This window comes from Phyllobacterium trifolii (genome assembly GCF_014192095.1).
In the GTDB taxonomy this organism is placed as follows: domain Bacteria; phylum Pseudomonadota; class Alphaproteobacteria; order Rhizobiales; family Rhizobiaceae; genus Phyllobacterium; species Phyllobacterium trifolii.
This window is the reverse complement of sequence record NZ_JACHXN010000027.1, coordinates 50,724-66,915: the sequence shown is the minus strand read 5'-3', so window position 1 is coordinate 66,915 and position 16,192 is coordinate 50,724. Positions and strand designations below refer to the sequence as shown.

Annotated in this window: 12 protein-coding genes and 1 tRNA gene; 3 read left to right on the top strand and 10 right to left on the bottom strand. The window is 57.7% G+C overall.

What is annotated here, in order from left to right:
- The 3 genes from FHS21_RS26700 to FHS21_RS26690 form a co-directional block, all read right to left on the bottom strand.
- Nucleotides 1–431: polyphosphate kinase 2 family protein (locus FHS21_RS26700; RefSeq protein ID WP_512699179.1), on the bottom strand; the 431-nt coding region annotated here is incomplete at its 3' end.
- A gap of 4 nt (nt 432–435) precedes the next feature.
- Entirely contained in the window at nt 436–2,181 is a 1,746-nt protein-coding gene (locus FHS21_RS26695; RefSeq protein WP_112531351.1) for a SulP family inorganic anion transporter, read from the bottom strand.
- Between the two features lie 296 nt (nt 2,182–2,477).
- Nucleotides 2,478–2,562 (bottom strand) — tRNA-Leu (locus FHS21_RS26690).
- Nucleotides 2,563–2,790: 228 nt separating this feature from the next.
- Between FHS21_RS26690 and lipB the strand changes: the two genes are divergently transcribed.
- Nucleotides 2,791–3,528 (top strand): lipoyl(octanoyl) transferase LipB, encoded by a 738-nt coding sequence (gene lipB, locus FHS21_RS26685; RefSeq protein WP_112531347.1) that lies wholly within the window; start codon nt 2,791–2,793, stop codon nt 3,526–3,528.
- A 112-nt stretch (nt 3,529–3,640) separates the two neighbouring features.
- Here the strand turns inward: lipB and FHS21_RS26680 are convergent, their stop codons facing one another.
- The 3 genes from FHS21_RS26680 to FHS21_RS26670 form a co-directional block, all read right to left on the bottom strand.
- Nucleotides 3,641–5,653: an acetyl-CoA carboxylase biotin carboxylase subunit gene (locus FHS21_RS26680; RefSeq protein ID WP_112531346.1), complete on the bottom strand. Its 2,013-nt coding sequence runs from the start codon at nt 5,651–5,653 to the stop codon at nt 3,641–3,643.
- Nucleotides 5,654–5,716: 63 nt separating this feature from the next.
- Nucleotides 5,717–6,643, bottom strand: a complete 927-nt coding sequence (locus FHS21_RS26675) for a DMT family transporter (RefSeq protein WP_112531345.1) — start codon at nt 6,641–6,643, stop codon at nt 5,717–5,719.
- A gap of 333 nt (nt 6,644–6,976) precedes the next feature.
- Nucleotides 6,977–7,273, bottom strand: coding sequence for a GIY-YIG nuclease family protein (locus FHS21_RS26670; protein ID WP_112551868.1), 297 nt, complete (start codon nt 7,271–7,273; stop codon nt 6,977–6,979).
- 421 nt (nt 7,274–7,694) lie between these two features.
- Between FHS21_RS26670 and parE the strand changes: the two genes are divergently transcribed.
- Both parE and FHS21_RS26660 read left to right on the top strand, forming a co-directional pair.
- Entirely contained in the window at nt 7,695–9,770 is a 2,076-nt protein-coding gene (gene parE / locus FHS21_RS26665; RefSeq protein WP_112531343.1) for a DNA topoisomerase IV subunit B, read from the top strand.
- Nucleotides 9,771–10,024: 254 nt separating this feature from the next.
- Nucleotides 10,025–10,420: a RidA family protein gene (locus FHS21_RS26660; protein ID WP_112531342.1), complete on the top strand. Its 396-nt coding sequence runs from the start codon at nt 10,025–10,027 to the stop codon at nt 10,418–10,420.
- A gap of 373 nt (nt 10,421–10,793) precedes the next feature.
- On the opposite strand, the gene lpdA is transcribed toward FHS21_RS26660, so the two are convergent.
- From lpdA to FHS21_RS26640, 4 genes are read right to left on the bottom strand one after another with little or no spacing between them, the layout of a single operon-like run.
- A complete protein-coding gene (gene lpdA, locus FHS21_RS26655) occupies nt 10,794–12,191 on the bottom strand; it encodes a dihydrolipoyl dehydrogenase (protein WP_112531341.1) in 1,398 nt (465 codons plus the stop codon).
- A 3-nt stretch (nt 12,192–12,194) separates the two neighbouring features.
- The gene (locus FHS21_RS26650; protein ID WP_183664868.1) at nt 12,195–13,496 is read right to left on the bottom strand and encodes a dihydrolipoamide acetyltransferase family protein; all 1,302 of its coding nucleotides are present in this window, start codon (nt 13,494–13,496) and stop codon (nt 12,195–12,197) included.
- A 4-nt stretch (nt 13,497–13,500) separates the two neighbouring features.
- Nucleotides 13,501–14,514 carry an alpha-ketoacid dehydrogenase subunit beta gene (locus FHS21_RS26645; protein ID WP_112531339.1) on the bottom strand — a complete coding sequence of 338 codons (1,014 nt, stop codon included), beginning with the start codon at nt 14,512–14,514 and terminating at the stop codon, nt 13,501–13,503.
- A gap of 3 nt (nt 14,515–14,517) precedes the next feature.
- Nucleotides 14,518–15,768, bottom strand: a complete 1,251-nt coding sequence (locus tag FHS21_RS26640) for a 3-methyl-2-oxobutanoate dehydrogenase (2-methylpropanoyl-transferring) subunit alpha (protein WP_112531338.1) — start codon at nt 15,766–15,768, stop codon at nt 14,518–14,520.
- Between the last annotated feature and the right edge of the window lie 424 nt (nt 15,769–16,192).

Sequence of the window (16,192 nt, the reverse complement as noted above, 5' to 3'; positions counted from 1 at the left end):
TCAAAGAGCGGGGTAAGTTCAAGAAAGCGTCGCGTTGTCTTTTCGGAACAGAAACCCATGACCCGCTCAACGCCTGCGCGGTTGTACCAACTCCTGTCGAAGATCACGATCTCGCCCGCCGCCGGAAAATGTTGAATGTAGCGCTGCATGAAGATCTGGGATTTCTCCCGGTCGCTTGGCGTAGGAAGCGCAATGACGCGGAATACGCGCGGGCTCACCCGCTCCGTTATCCGCTTGATCATGCCGCCTTTTCCGGCCGCATCGCGGCCTTCGAACAGGATTATGACGCGTGCGCCGGATTTCTTCACCCACGCCTGCAAATGCGAGAGCTCGATCTGAAGCTTTTTCATCTGCTTGTTGTAGCGGTCCTTGCCGAGCTTCTTGTGCTCGACATGCTCTTCTTCCCGCAATGTGTTGTCGTGTTTGTTCATCACATTATCCTCCCTCTGGTGTCTGCATTTGAAGTCCTGTCGACGCTGCAACCGTTCCCTCGGAAAGTCCTTTTTGCCTGGCGTTGAAGCCGCGTATTGCATCCTCCACATCCTCGAAAACATATTGAGTTCCGATGCGCTCCAGGAGACCGCTTCGTTCAAGCATCTTCTTCACCTCCGCGTGCAACTCGGCGATGCCCAGTGTCATTCCGTCCTTTGCCAGATCCCCTCTGATGTCATCGAGCATGGCAAGGGCGGTGCTGTCGATCTGGGCAATTGCACTCGCGTCAATAACGAACCAGCGGGTCCCGGCGGGTAAACCGGAGGCAATGGTTCTGATGCGCTCCTGAACGTAGTCCGCATTGAAAAACAACAGGCTGCCCTGGATTATATAGAGGGCGAGACCTGGGATGGGGCGGGCCTGAGGAAAGCGGTGCAGCTTGTAGAGGCCTTCACGACTGCCGAGACGGCCGAGCAGAGCGTCCCGCGGAAACATCATCTGACGCACGAGGTGGACAAGCGTTGCGGCGATAGCGATCACCACCCCGGCCAGCACACCGAAGCTTATGGCGCCCCACATTGTGATAAGCGCAAAAACGAACTCGGCGCGGCTGATACGCCAGATGTGTCTCAACTCTGCGATATCGATCAGGCTGAGAGCAGCGGCTACCAGAATGGCACCGAGGGCGGGGATGGGGAGAATCCGCATCGCATCGCTGAAATACAGTAGCGTCGCTATCAACGCTCCAGCCGAGACGAGCCCTGCCACCTGAGATTTTCCGCCTGTCGAATAACAGATCGCCGTCCGGGAGTCCGACACGCTGATCGGAAATGCTCCAAAGAGGCCAGCGGCAATGTTGCCCGCGCCCAGCCCGATCAGTTCCTGATTGGCGTCGACATGTTCACCGGAGCGCCCTGCGAAACTGCGGGCTGCAACTATGCCCGATCCAAAACTGACCAGAAAAACAGCAGCCGCACCCAGCACAATTCGATCCAGTGGAAGTGCGGCTAGAGAAGGTATCGAGATGGATGGCAGCGCAAAGGGGATGTCGCCGATAACGGCAATGCCCATCTGCTGGAAATTGAAAAGTACCGACAGGATGGCCGAAACCACAACGACAATGACCGGACCTGGTACGGGCAGGCGCGAAGCCCTGACCACCTGCAAAATAATGAACATGGACAACCCGAGCAGAAGCGAAGGCCAATTTATGGCGGCGCTCTCGTTGATGAGTTCGAGGAACGGCGCTATGAGCCCGTCCGATTGAATGGACAACCCTGTCAGGCGGCCAATCTGTCCAACGATGATCGATACGGAAATACCGGCAAAGAAACCTACGAGAATCGGGCGCGAAAGGAACGTTGCCACAACGCCGAGATGCAACAGACGAGCTGCGAGGCATATCGCGCCGACAACGAGGGCGATCAGCGCTGCAACCGTGGCACGGTCTACCGCTGCGTCCGCCGGCAGGGAGACTACGATCGATGTTACGGCCGCTGCCAGCACTGTCATGGTTGCCGCGTCTGGCCCGACAATCAGGATCCTGGAAGGACCGAACAGCGCGTAGCCTATCGGAGCCGCTATGCTTGCATAGAGTCCCGTTTCCAGAGGCAAGCCCACGATCGCCGGGTAGGCAATGGCACTTGGCAAGCCAACTGCGGCGACCGCGAGCCCGGCCGATATATCGCTCGGTAGCCAACTGGGTCTATATCCCCTCAGGCTCCTGAAAACGGGGATGGACAAGGTCATGGCCTGGACCTCTGGCTGGTGGCAACTATCATTGTCAATGCTCCAGGAACGCTTATGATCCGACTGCTCATTCGCAGTTTCAACGACGCAGTTATAGTCTGCGGAGATCTGGCGTTCCCCTAGCTTCATTCATGTTTACCGGAGGCGCAAGTACGTTACGGTAACAACCTCTCCAGAAGGTTGAGCTCCCGCACGGAGGTCTGCCATACCCGTCGGGTGAATGGGGCCCAAAACGCAAAATGGCGGCACAAGGCCGCCATTTTTTGCAGTATATTCGTCACTTTATGAAGTGAGAATGGTGCGGTCGAGAAGACTCGAACTTCCACGTCTTGCGACACAGCGACCTCAACGCTGCGCGTCTACCAATTCCGCCACGACCGCACTGTGGTAGAAGCCGAACATGTCGGCTTGGCGCTAGTAGCAAATAGGTTTCAGCTAAACAAGCCCTATCGTCGACTATCGCAATTGTTTTTCATCAATGCGGTCGAAACACGCCCAAGCTGCATCTGACTGGAAATCGCCTGAGAAAAGGTCCATATCCGGCGCACCCATTCTGAACATCGCCAACGTTCAGCGCAGGCAACCACAACGGGATATGAAATTCGCATCATGAAGACCAACCGCGACGATCTCGCCCCCGCATTCCTCGCCCGGGACTTGTCGCCCCCCGTCGAATGGCTGATCGCCGACGGCCTCACCGATTATGACGCGGCGCTCGCCTTAATGGAGAGCCGCGTTGCGGCGATCAGGGACGGCACGGCGCGCGAGCTCGTCTGGCTCGTCGAGCATCCGCCGCTCTATACCGCCGGCACCAGCGCCAAGGCGGGTGATCTCCTCGTTTCCGACAGGTTTCCCGTTTACGCGACCGGGCGCGGCGGCGAATACACCTATCATGGCCCGGGCCAGCGCGTTGCCTACGTGATGCTCGATCTGAAGCGGCGGCGCGAGGATATCCGCGCCTTCGTCACCGCGCTGGAACAATGGATCATCGCCACCCTCGCCGCGTTCAACGTGAGGGGCGAGCGGCGCGAGGATCGCGTTGGCGTCTGGGTGATGCGGCCAGAGCGGCCTGCCCTGCCCGATGGCTCGCCGGCCGAGGACAAGATCGCCGCCATCGGCATCCGCCTGCGCAAATGGGTCAGCTTCCACGGCATCTCGATCAATGTCGAACCGGAGCTTGCGCATTTCGACGGCATCGTGCCGTGCGGGGTGCGCGGCCACGGCGTCACCAGCCTTGTCGATCTCGGCCTGCCGGTGGATATGCACGACCTTGACCGGGCTTTGTACGATGCGTTCGGGGATGTGTTTGGCTTGGCACAGAGACCTTTTGAGAATTCAGCCCGATGAGTCAGCTGGTGTGATTTTCGAGAACCGGAGCGCAGCGGACATTTTGGTCCGTGAGCACCGGAAGCGCAGAAAGTCGGATCAGATGGCCGTCGGGGTGGATTGGCAAAGGTCTCTAGATGAACTCCATGATCACCGCATCCACCGCCAGGCTATCGCCTTGCTTGGCGTTGATCGCCGACACTGTCAGATCGCGGTCGGCACGCAGCACGTTCTCCATCTTCATCGCCTCGACGATGGCCAGCGTTTCGCCCGCCTTGACCTCCTGCCCCTTGGTCACATTGATTGAGACGATCAGCCCCGGCATCGGGCAGAGCAAGAGTTTCGACGTATCCGGCGGTATCTTCACCGGCATCAACTTTTCCAGCGCCGCCACGTGCTTCTGCATGGCGTGCGCGATGATCGACATGCCCCGCCAGTCGATGCGCATACCGTTGAGCACCGGGCGCAATTGCGCCTTCACCGCGCGCTTGTCGATATAACCGCTCCATACGGCGTCGCCGGGCTGCCAGTCGCTGCGAATGGTCATCACATCGCCGCCACGAATTGACAGTTCAATTTTCACCGGCGGTTTGGCCGCACAATTTGCAATCGTGATCGGCACATAATCGTCCCTGATCCGCACTTCCCATTCCGTGCGCATCTTGCCCGTATGCGGCCGCAAACGATCCGACAATCGATCCAGCCGCTCCTTGCGCACCAGTTCGACAGCCAGCGCGATCGCCGCCAAGATATCGAGATCGTCCGGTGACGGCGAAATCGGCTTGAACCCTTCCGGAAATTCCTCGGCGATGAACGCGGTCGAAAGCCTTCCCTCGCGCCAGCGCGGATGCTGCATCAGCGCGGCGAGAAACGGGATATTGTGCGCGATGCCATCGACAACAAACGTATCCAGCGCATCCGCCATCGCATCGATGGCCTCGAGCCGTGTAGGTGCCCAGGTGCAGAGCTTGGCGACCATAGGGTCGTAGAACATCGAGATTTCCGAGCCCTCGGTCACGCCCGTATCGTTGCGGATGATCGCCTTGCCAACCGGCCCTTCCGCCGGCGGGCGATAGCGTGTCAGCCGCCCAATCGACGGCAGGAAGTTGCGATACGGGTCTTCCGCGTAGAGCCGGCTTTCAACCGCCCAGCCATTGAGTTTCACATCCGCCTGTTTGATCGCGAGCTCTTCACCGGCCGCGATGCGGATCATCTGTTCGACCAGATCGATCCCCGTGATCAGTTCAGTCACAGGGTGTTCCACCTGCAGGCGCGTATTCATCTCGAGGAAATAGAAATTGCGATTCTTGTCGACGATGAACTCGACCGTTCCGGCACTCTGGTAGTCCACCGCCTTGGCCAGGGCCACCGCCTGCTCGCCCATGGCCTTGCGGGTAGCCTCGTCCAGAAAAGGTGATGGCGCTTCCTCCACCACCTTCTGGTTGCGGCGCTGCACCGAACATTCGCGCTCGCCAAGATAGATGGAGTTGCCGAAAGCATCGGCCAGCACCTGGATTTCGATATGACGCGGATCGACGATGAATTTCTCGATGAAAACCCGCTCGTCGCCGAAGGAATTACGCGCCTCGGAGGTCGCACGCTCGAAACCGTCGCGCACTTCCGATTTGCTCCAGGCGATGCGCATGCCCTTGCCGCCGCCGCCGGCAGAAGCCTTGATCATCACCGGGTAGCCGATCTCCCCGGCGATCCGCTCCGCATGGGCCGGATCGGTGATGACGTCGAGAAAGCCCGGAACCGTGCTCACCTTGGCTGCGTTGGCGAATTTTTTCGATTCGATCTTGTCGCCCATGGCGATGATCGCCTTGGGTTTTGGCCCGATGAAGATGATGCCCTGCTTTTCCAGCGCCTCGCAAAAAGAGGCCCGCTCGGAGAGAAACCCGTAGCCGGGGTGAACGGCTTCCGCGCCGGTCTCCTTGCATGCGGCGATGATCTTGTCCGCCACGAGATAGCTTTCGGCAGCAGCAGCCGGCCCGATATGCACGGCCTCGTCGGCCATCTCCACATGCACCGCATCGCGATCCGCATCGGAATAAACCGCGACCGTGGCAATCCCCATCTTGCGCGCAGTTTTAATGACGCGGCAGGCAATCTCGCCACGGTTGGCAATCAGTATCTTTTTGAACAAAACAAACCTCCCAACAGGTCTTTGTTTCTATTGCCAAACTTCGTTCTACTCAACTGATTCCTGTCAATTGTATGCGGGCTCGCTCTCTTCGCGGTTCTTTCCTTCGCGCCAGATCAGATAGGCGCCGGAAGCAACGATGATGGCGATCCCCAACCACTTAGACGCGGTAGGAAATTCCCTGAAGACAAACAGCCCGATGAGCACTGCCATGACGATTTCGAGATATTGAAACGGCGCCAGCAGCGAGGCGGGGGCAAGGCGCGAGGCGTTGGTAATCAGCTGGTGTCCGGTTGTCGCAATGACGCCCATCGCGAAAAGCAATGACCACGACAGGGCATTGGCAGGAAGGCCGAATGTCATATCGCCGATTTCAAAGGCCGCGCCGAAGAACAGCGCGACGAGAGTCGTCAGCGTACCGCCTACCCCCGCATATAGCTGCATGACAAGCGTTGTGTCGGCAGTGCCATACCGTCGGTTCAGGATAAGATAGAAGGCAAAGGATGCTGCCGTGCCCAGAGGCAAAAGCGAAACCCAGCCAAAGAGTTCCCAGCTGGGCTGAATAACGATCAGTGTGCCGATGAACCCGATGGCGACTGCCATCCACCTGCGCCAGCCGACATGTTCCTTCAGCAGGATTGCCGAAAGGGTGGTCAGCATCAATGGTTCAACGAAGAACACCGCTATGGCGTCCGCCAACGGCATGTATTTGATCGCCGCATAGAAACAAAGCCCACCGACACCCATGAGAACGCCGCGAAACAGGTTACCCCAAAGCTTGACGGGTCTTAGGGATTTGACCCCGGTCATGGCAATGATGATCATCGCGGCAAGCATGGCCTGAAATCCAAAACGGAAGAGGGTTACGGTTGCCGGCGATACGCTGTCCACCGTCGAAAGCCATTTGGCAATGGCGTCCATCACAGGCAGGAAAAACATGGCCGCCGCCATCATCGAAACACCCTGCACCTGTTGTGCGGTTGTATTTTCCATGCTCATCATTCCTCTGGACGCCGCGACGACGTGGCTTGCTGGAATATCGCTCCTGCTAAAAAAAGCAATCGTGATTGGTAGTGGCACAGTGCGTGGTTTCGCGCTTCGACGCTCAGGATGCGAGCCCACTGCATCCAATCCATGTGCGTGGTTCGACAAGCTCACCATGAGGGAAGTAGTGTACTGCAAACGCTCATCACCAATGTTGGCTATTGGCAACCTTTGAGCCATCCCAGCATTTCAAGCTCCCTGCAATCAAACCACCTCCCTCATGGTGAGCTTGTCGAACCACGCACATGGCGGTTTTGCCAAACCTACCACCCAGTAAAAAAATCATTCTGAGCGCTTTGAGCGATTCCTGGACAACTCGGGAAGTCCTTCATAGTTCATGGCGATAAGGGCTTGCTTCTTCACACGCGACCATCCTTTGATTTGCCGTTCTCGTGCGATCGCATCCAAAATGCGATCGTAAGTCTCGGTAAAAACAAGTTCAACAGGAAGCCGGGAGCGGGTGTACCCGTCGTAGATCGCCGCGTTGTGCTCCCAAACCCGGCCTTCGACCTCCTGTTTCGTCAGACCTGTGTAATAGGAACCATCCGCACAACGAAGAATATAAACGGTCACTTCCATAGGGACCTCGCTCAACTCGTGCGACCGTAGAAACAATGGATGGTTGGGGCAATTCAACCAAAGTTTGAAAATGCAATTGCATCCACGCCATGTGCGTGGTTCGACAAGCTCGCCATGAGGGTGGTGGTTTGATTGCAGGGGAGCTTGAATGCTGGGATGGCTCAAACGTTGGTGATTAACCTTGCAGCACTCAACCTCCCTCATGGTGAGCTTGTCGAACCACGCACATGGCGGTTTTGCCACGTTTTACTCTTCACGATGCTGTGCGTCAGTTTTTCAGCCACACTTGAATGTAAGCGCTCGGGCGTATAGTTCTGTGGGTGACTACCGGAACAGACAGCGAACTCCCATCGCGTTTCGCCATGAAGCGTGCAAATATCAAGGGTGATTCGAATCTCTATGAAGTTGGCCGAACAAGACCATGGATGATAATAACGACCTCTTTTCAGCGATCGTAAAAACCGCCCGCGAACGGCAGGCGGCGAGTGAACCCGCACGTTCTGATCAAGTTGCCAAAGCTGTCCCCGCCGCGCCTGTCAAATCCGCGCGCACCATGCCTGAAGCCAGCGGCAACTATAATGCCGCCGACATCGAGGTGCTGGAAGGGCTGGAGCCGGTTCGCCGCCGTCCGGGCATGTATATTGGCGGCACCGACGAGCGCGCGCTGCATCATCTGTTCGCGGAGGTCATCGATAATTCCATGGACGAGGCCGTTGCCGGTCACGCCAATTTCATCGATATCGATCTTGACGAAAACGGCTATCTGTCGGTCACGGACAATGGCCGCGGCATGCCGGTCGATCCGCATCCGAAATTCAAGGATAAATCCGCGCTCGAAGTCATCATGACGATGCTGCACGCGGGCGGCAAGTTCGACTCCAAGGTATACGAAACCTCCGGCGGCCTGCATGGCGTGGGTGTTTCGGTCGTCAACGCGCTCTCGGACCACGTTGAAGTCGAGGTCGCGCGCAACCGCCGTCTCTATCGCCAGCGCTTTTCGCGCGGCAAGGCGCTTGGACCGCTCGAAGAAGTCGGCGAAGTGCAGAACCGCCGCGGAACGCGTGTGACCTTCCATCCCGATGCCGAGATTTTCGGTCAGGGCGCCAAGTTCGATCCGGCGCGGCTTTACAAGATGGCGCGTTCGAAAGCCTATCTCTTCGGCGGCGTTGAAATCAGGTGGAATTGCGCCCCGTCACTGCTCGATCCGAAGGATCCGACGCCGGACAAGGCTGTCTTCCATTTCCCGGGCGGCCTCAAGGATTATCTCGGCGCCTCGCTCGGCAAGGATTTTCAGATCACGCGCGAGATGTTTGCCGGAAAGACGGAAAAAACCAGCGGCCATGGCGCCATGGAGTGGGCTGTCGCCTGGTATGGCGGTGATGGTTTCGTCAATTCCTATTGCAATACCATTCCGACCGGCGAAGGCGGCACTCATGAAGCGGGCCTGCGCATAGCGCTTACCCGCGGGCTCAAGGCCTATGCCGAACTCACCGGCAACAAGCGGGCCTCGATCATCACCACCGATGACGTGATGATCTCCGCTGCCGCCATGCTCTCGGTGTTCATCCGCGAGCCGGAGTTCGTTGGCCAGACCAAGGACAAGCTGGCGACCGTCGAAGCGCAGCGCATCGTTGAAAATGTCATTCGCGATCCATTCGATCATTGGCTTGCCGCCTCGCCGCAGGAAGCATCGAAGCTGCTCGACTGGGTGGTGGACCGGGCTGAAGAGCGCGTCAAACGCCGCCAGGAAAAAGAGGTCAATCGCAAGTCGGCGGTCAAGAAGCTGCGCCTGCCGGGCAAGCTTGCCGATTGCAGCCAGACCGGCGCACTGGGCGCGGAGCTCTTCATCGTCGAGGGTGACAGCGCTGGCGGCTCTGCAAAACAGGCGCGCGATCGCGCCACACAGGCCGTGCTGCCGCTGCGCGGCAAGATTTTGAATGTGGTCAGTGCCGGACGCGAGAAGATGACGGCCAACCAGCAGATCGGCGATCTCATCCTGGCGCTCGGTTGCGGCACCCGCTCGAAATACCGCGACGAAGACCTGCGCTACGATCGCATCATCATCATGACCGACGCCGACGTCGATGGCGCGCATATCGCATCGCTACTGATCACCTTCTTCTATCAGGAGATGCCGGAGCTTATCCGCAACGGCCACCTCTTCCTCGGGGTTCCTCCCCTCTATCGTCTCGCGCAGGGCGGCAAGGTCGCCTATGCCCGCAACGATGCCCATAAGGACGAGCTCCTGAAGACGCTGTTTACCGGCAAGGGCAAAGTCGAGATCGGCCGGTTCAAGGGCCTCGGCGAAATGCGCGCCGACCAGCTCAAGGAAACAACGATGGACCGCAAGAAGCGCACCCTGCTGCGTGTCCAGATCGATGAGGAATGGGCCAACGAAACCAAGCTCGCCGTGGACGATTTGATGGGCACCCGCCCCGATGCGCGCTTCCGCTTCATCCAGGATCGCGCCGCGTTTGTTGAGGAACTGGATATTTAGCGTCCTGCCTCTACTTGCGTCGCTCGACGAGCTTACTATGCGTGCCGCGCATTGCACGGCTTTCAAAACACCCCTCCCTGTCGCTTCGCTCCGTCCCTCCCCACAAGGGGGAGGGTAATGGTGCCATGTCTTGTAGAGTCATGGTTTAATTTGGACATAGGCCAAGGCCTGCTAGGGTCTTACCCTCCCCTTGTGGGGAGGGAGGCTGCGTAGCAGCAGGGAGGGGTTTTTTCGAACAACGGGAGGCAAATCCAATGACATTGAAATGTATCAATCCTGACGGCATCTCCACCCCGCAGACCTACAGCCATGTGATCGTTGCTACAGGCAGCCGAATGGTTTTTATCGCTGGACAGGTGGCTGAAGACAGCCAGGGCAACCTCGTTGGTCGCAGTGATATGGCGGCGCAGGCCCGTCAGGTCTTTGCAAATATCGGGCGGGCGCTTGCCGCCGCGGGCGCCGAACCTCGACAGGTTACGAAGCTGACGATCTTTGTCGCCAATTACCGGCGCGAGCACCTGGCCATGATCGAAGAAGGACGCGTCGCCTTGTTCAAAGATCATAAGCCAACCGACACGCTGGTCGGTGTCGCTGCGCTGACCAACCCCGATTACCTTCTGGAAGTTGACGCAGTGGCGGTACTAGAGTGATATACATCAAAAGTATTAGTCCTTGAACTATGCCTCCAACAGGAGTACATCATAAAGACTAGGCGCGGCTCCTCCTCCCTGCTTTTGGCGCGCGCCTGGTTCCCCCCATTAAGCCGGACGCAAGTCCGGCTATTTTTTAGACGCGAAGCTCTCGAAAAGATTAATTGAACGATCGTTAAATTAATTCCTCGGCGAGATACGCTTTTCCTGGCGGTTTTTCGGCATTTGATCCCTATGAACCGCTATTTCAAAACTATTTTGATGCAAGTCCGAGCGATTCCTGCGCAAGGAATCCCGATTCCTATGCAAGAATCCCCGAAACTGACGCAGAATTTTCAACCTCGAGCTTTAACTTGATTGCGCCGAGTTGCGCTCAGATATGCAGCGCGTGTCCCAGCGCCTTGAGAGCGGCTTCCTGAAAACCTTCGCTCTGTGTCGGGTGGGCGTGGATGGTTCCGGCGATATCTTCCAGTCGTGCACCCATCTCCAGGGCAAGGGCAAAGGAGGCCGAGAGCTCGGATACACCCTGCCCGACCGCCTGGATTCCAAGGATAAGATGGTTGCCGGCAGCGGCGACGACGCGGACGAAACCCTCCTCGCCTTCCTGTGTCATTGCGCGGCCATTGGCGGCAAAGGGAAACAGGCCGATCTTGATTTCGTGTCCGGCTTCCTTTGCCTCTTCGGGAGAAAAGCCAACAGAAACAATCTCCGGATCGGTAAAACACACTGCCGCGATAGCACGTTTGTCCCAGCTGCGGTTTTCGCCGGCAATGATTTCCGCCACCATTTCGCCCTGCGCCATGGCTCGGTGTGCGAGCATGGGTTCGCCGGTCACGTCGCCAATGGCATAAACGCCGCGCATCGAGGCGCGACACTTATCATCGATTCTGACGAACTTTCCGTCCATGTCGAGGTCGATTTCCTCAAGACCCCAGCCGGTCGTCACCGGCTTGCGACCGACGGTTACCAGCACTTTGTCAGCCGGGATTCTCTCGTCCTTGCCGTCCGCGGTTTCGATCAGCAGCGCATCACCCTTTGTGCTCATGCCCTTGGCCTTGGCGCCGGTCAGTATCGTGATACCTAACTCATTGATATGCTTGACGATTGGCCGGGTCAGCTCCGAATCATATTGCGGCAGGATTTTGGGCAATGCCTCGACAACCGTCACTTTGGAGCCGAGTTTGGCAAAGGCTGTCCCGAGTTCGAGACCGATATAGCCGCCTCCGACAACGACCAGTTTCTCGGGGATTTTCTGTAGAGCCAGCGCCTCGGTCGAGGAAATGACATTGCCGCCAAACGGCAGCGATGGAATGTCGACAGGAGCCGAACCCGTTGCAATCACTACGTTTTCTGCCCTGATAATCTGCTGGCCCGTCAACGTTTCGACCTCGACGGTCTTGCCGTCGCGAAACCTGGCCTTGCCGGTGACGATCTTGACATTGGCCTTCTTGAGCAGCCCGGCGACGCCGTTGTTCAGGCGGCTGACAATCCCGTCTTTCCAGGCGATGGTTTTCGGAAAGTCGATCGCCGGTTCACTTACGGAAATACCGAGAGGCGTACGATTGGCGGCGAAATGCGCAACCTTTTCAAACTCTTGCGCGGCGTGAATCAGCGCTTTGGAAGGGATGCACCCCACCATCAGGCAGGTGCCGCCAACCTTTGCCGCTTCGACAATGACTGTATCGACATTCAGCTGGCCAGCCCGAATGGCGCAGATATAGCCGCCGGGACCAGCGCCGATGACCAGCAGTTTGCAGGAGATGTCCTTCATCGCTCAACCTTCCACAAAAATCAGCGCCGGCGTTTCGAGCAGCGTCTTGATTCGTTGAATGAAAACAGCGGCATCCCAGCCGTCGATGACGCGATGGTCGAAACTCGACGACAGGTTCATCATCTTGCGGGGGATAAAGTTCGTTCCATCCCACATCGGCCGGGTCATGATCTTGTTGACGCCAATGATCGCCACCTCCGGGTAATTGATCACCGGCGTCGTCACCACACCGCCCATGCTGCCCAGCGACGTGATCGTGATCGTCGATCCGCTCAGCTGCTCGCGCGTTGCCGTACCGGTTTTGGCCGCATCTGCCAGCAAATTGACCTCGGCGGCGCAATCCCACAGCGTGCGCGCCTCGGCATGCTTGACAACCGGAACCACCAAGCCGTTCGGCGTCTGCGCCGCTATGCCGATGTGGACGCCGCCATGCTGGTGGATAACATTGGCTTCGTCATCGTAAAGCGCGTTGAGCTGCGGCTGATCGGCAATTGCCCGCACCATCGCCCGCATCAGAAACGGCAAAATGGTCAGTTTTGACTGCTCGGCGCGCTTGTTGGCATTGAGTGTTGCGCGCAATTCCTCCAGTGACGAGACATCGATTTCCTCGACATAGGTGATGTGCGGAATGTGCGATTTGGCAATCGCCATTTTCTCCGCGATCTTGCGGCGCAGGCCTACGACCTTGATTTCCTTGACGGAATTGTCGGGAGCAAGTGCCGTAATGCCGGGCTTTTGCTTGCCCCGCGCGAAGAAGGCTTCGAGATCTTCATGGCTAATGCGCCCGGCCGGACCCGTTCCGCTGACCTGACGAAGGTCCACGCCGGCTTCTTTTGCCCGCAACCGAACGGCTGGAGACGCAAGCGGCTTCTCGCCTTCATCGCGCGGCGCGTTGGCGCTAAAAGGACTTGTTACAAGCGAAGTTTTTTGCGCAGCTGGAGGCGTTGTTGGCTTCGGTTTTTCGGCTGGAGCTTTCGGCGCGTGGGCCTTTTTTTCCGCCTCTGCTGCTGGTGCCTCAGCCTTCACAGGTTTGGCCGGTGCGGCCTCGACCACGTGACCTTCACCTTCAATCTTCAGGCGGACCAACGGCGATCCGATCGCAAGGATCTGACCGATTCCCCCCCCAAGCCAGATGATTTCGCCGTCGACTGGCGACGGAATCTCAACCGTAGCCTTGTCGGTCATCACAGCGGCAAGGACCGTGTCCTCGCGCACCAGATCGCCAATTTTTACATTCCATTCAACGAGTTCGGCTTCCGCAACGCCTTCACCGACATCCGGCAGCTTGATGATATACTCACCCATAGCGCTATCCCTCCAGCGTTTCGACAAGCGCGCGTCCAAGACGTAACGGCCCCGGGAAATAATCCCATTCCTGCGCGTGCGGATAAGGCGTATCCCACCCGGTCACCCGCGCGACCGGCGCTTCGAGCTTGTAGAAACAATGTTCCTGGACCAAGGCCGCGAGTTCTGCACCAAAACCCGAGGTTAACGTTGCTTCGTGCACCACGACGCACCGACCGGTCTTTGAAACGGATTCGATGATGGCTTCGAGATCGAGCGGCAAAAGCGTGCGGAGATCAATGATCTCTGCATCTATGCCATGTTCCTCTGCAGCGGCTTCGGCCACGTAAACCATTGTGCCATAAGCAAGAATCGTGAGCTTCGAACCTTCGCGGCGCTTGATCGCCTTGCCAAGCGGTACCGTATAATGACCGTCCGGAACTTCGCCGAGATCGTGCTTCGACCAAGGCGTTACCGGTCGATCGTAGTGACCGTCGAATGGCCCGTTATAGAGGCGCTTGGGTTCGAGGAAGATAACCGGGTCGGGATCTTCGATCGCCGAAATCAGCAAGCCCTTGGCGTCATGCGGATTGGAAGGGACAACCACTTTCAACCCGGAAACATGCGTAAACAGTGCCTCAGGGCTTTGACTGTGCGTCTGACCACCAAAAATACCGCCGCCAACCGGCATCCGCACGACGATCGGGCAGGTAAAGTCGCCATTGGACCGGTAGCGCAGGCGTGCCGCCTCCGAGACGATCTGGTCATAGGCCGGATAGACATAGTCGGCGAACTGGATCTCGATGCAGGGCTTCAGGCCGTACGCGGCCATGCCGATCGCCGCGCCGACAATGCCCGCTTCACTGATAGGCGCATCGAAGCAACGTGTTTTGCCGTATTTTGCCTGCAGTCCCTGGGTACAGCGGAAAACACCACCGAAAAAGCCCACATCTTCACCGAAAACGACGACATTCTCGTCGCGCTCCATCATGATATCCATCGCGTCGCGAATGGCTTCAATCATAGTTTTACGCGGCATCTGTCAGACTCCTGCCTGCTGGCGCTGGCGACGCAGATGCGGCGGCATTTCCTCGTAGACACCCTCGAACATGTCGCGGGCGGATGGCTTGCCTCCCGCATGCAATGTGCCGAAGCTCTCCGCTTCTTTTTGTGCTGCAACGACAGTGTCGAGAATTTCCGCCTCCGTCTGCTTGTGACGATCATCGGACCAGACATTGCGCCCGATCAGATGGTTCTTCAGCCGGATGACAGGGTCACCCAGTGGCCAGGCATCCGATTCTGTTTTAGGGCGGTATGCCGATGGATCATCGGAAGTGGAATGCGCGCCGGCGCGGTAGGTAACATACTCGATCAGCGTGGGCCCGAGATTGCGCCGGGCGCGCTCGATCGCCCATTTTGCCACCGCAAAAACCGCCAGATAGTCGTTACCATCGACACGCAAAGCCGGAATGCCAAATCCGAGACCACGCGCCGCAAATGTGCCAGAACCGCCCCGTGCAATGCCCTGAAAAGTAGAAATTGCCCATTGGTTGTTGACAATGTTCAGCACGATCGGCGCTTTGTAGGTCGATGCGAAAACCAGCGATGCATGGAAATCGGATTCTGCCGTGGACCCATCGCCAATCCATCCAGCCGCAATCTTGGTGTCGTGCTTGATGGCCGATGCCATCGCCCAGCCCACTGCCTGGATATATTGCGTTGCAAGGTTTCCCGAGATTGAAAAGAAGCCATGCTCTTTCGATGAATACATGATCGGCAGCTGGCGGCCTTTAAGTGGATCGCGCTCGTTGGAGTAGATCTGGCACATCATCTCGACCATCGGATAGTCATCCGCGATCAAAAGGCCTGCCTGCCGGTAGGTCGGAAAATTCATGTCACCAGGCGCAAGCGCCTTGCGGAAGGCGCAGCTGACGGCCTCTTCACCCAGATGCTGCATATAGAACGAGGTTTTGCCTTGCCGCTGGGCGATCTGCATGCGCGCGTCGAAGGCGCGTAGCGTCATCATATGGCGCAGTCCCTCGATCAATTGATCGTCGGTCAACAGACCCGCCCAAGGGCCGACGGCCTCACCGTCGCGGTTTAAAACCCGAATGATCGAGAAGGCCAGGTCGCGTATGTCCTCGGGGTTGGCGTCCACGTCCGGACGTCGTATCGCGCCGGCTTCATCAAGCTCCACATTGGAAAAATCTGGCGCACCGCCAGGCCGCACCGCCGGTTCGGGCACGTGCAGGCTAAGCGGGCCAAATTCACCAGGGGAACCATCATCGGACATAATACAGACCTCCCAATCACGCGTATCGTACCGTACACTATCATGAAAAATCACGCGGTGAGCATTGGCTTTTCCAAGGAATTCCGGACGGTTACCGCGCTTTTCTGATGAGATATTCCGTATAACACCCTGAACTTGTTGAAAGTTCCGGCGAATATTTTATGGGCGGGTGAAATCGAGCCCGGCAAAAAAGCAATTTTTCGCCACTTCACCGGCAGCGCGCGCATTTATGCGATCAAAGCCTGAATGGATTTTGTAATGAAATGTTCGGCGGAAGGGCCAGAGCCTGACCGAAAATTCGACAGGGGGTGGCGAAAATGGTGCTTTTCCGAGCACCGAAGCGGAGCGTACGTTGGGTACGTGAGCATCGGAGCGCAGAAAAGCGCCATTTGCAGCCCGCCTTGGCGAATTTATGTTCAGGCTC

Coding starts and splice junctions, on each gene's coding strand:
- FHS21_RS26695 (WP_112531351.1), bottom strand. CDS start 2,181: ATGACCTTGTCCATCCCCGTTTTCAGGAGCCTGAGGGGATATAGACCC.
- lipB (WP_112531347.1), top strand. CDS start 2,791: ATGAAGACCAACCGCGACGATCTCGCCCCCGCATTCCTCGCCCGGGAC.
- FHS21_RS26675 (WP_112531345.1), bottom strand. CDS start 6,643: ATGGAAAATACAACCGCACAACAGGTGCAGGGTGTTTCGATGATGGCG.
- FHS21_RS26670 (WP_112551868.1), bottom strand. CDS start 7,273: ATGGAAGTGACCGTTTATATTCTTCGTTGTGCGGATGGTTCCTATTAC.
- parE (WP_112531343.1), top strand. CDS start 7,695: ATGGATGATAATAACGACCTCTTTTCAGCGATCGTAAAAACCGCCCGC.
- FHS21_RS26660 (WP_112531342.1), top strand. CDS start 10,025: ATGACATTGAAATGTATCAATCCTGACGGCATCTCCACCCCGCAGACC.
- lpdA (WP_112531341.1), bottom strand. CDS start 12,191: ATGAAGGACATCTCCTGCAAACTGCTGGTCATCGGCGCTGGTCCCGGC.
- FHS21_RS26650 (WP_183664868.1), bottom strand. CDS start 13,496: ATGGGTGAGTATATCATCAAGCTGCCGGATGTCGGTGAAGGCGTTGCG.
- FHS21_RS26645 (WP_112531339.1), bottom strand. CDS start 14,514: ATGCCGCGTAAAACTATGATTGAAGCCATTCGCGACGCGATGGATATC.
- FHS21_RS26640 (WP_112531338.1), bottom strand. CDS start 15,768: ATGTCCGATGATGGTTCCCCTGGTGAATTTGGCCCGCTTAGCCTGCAC.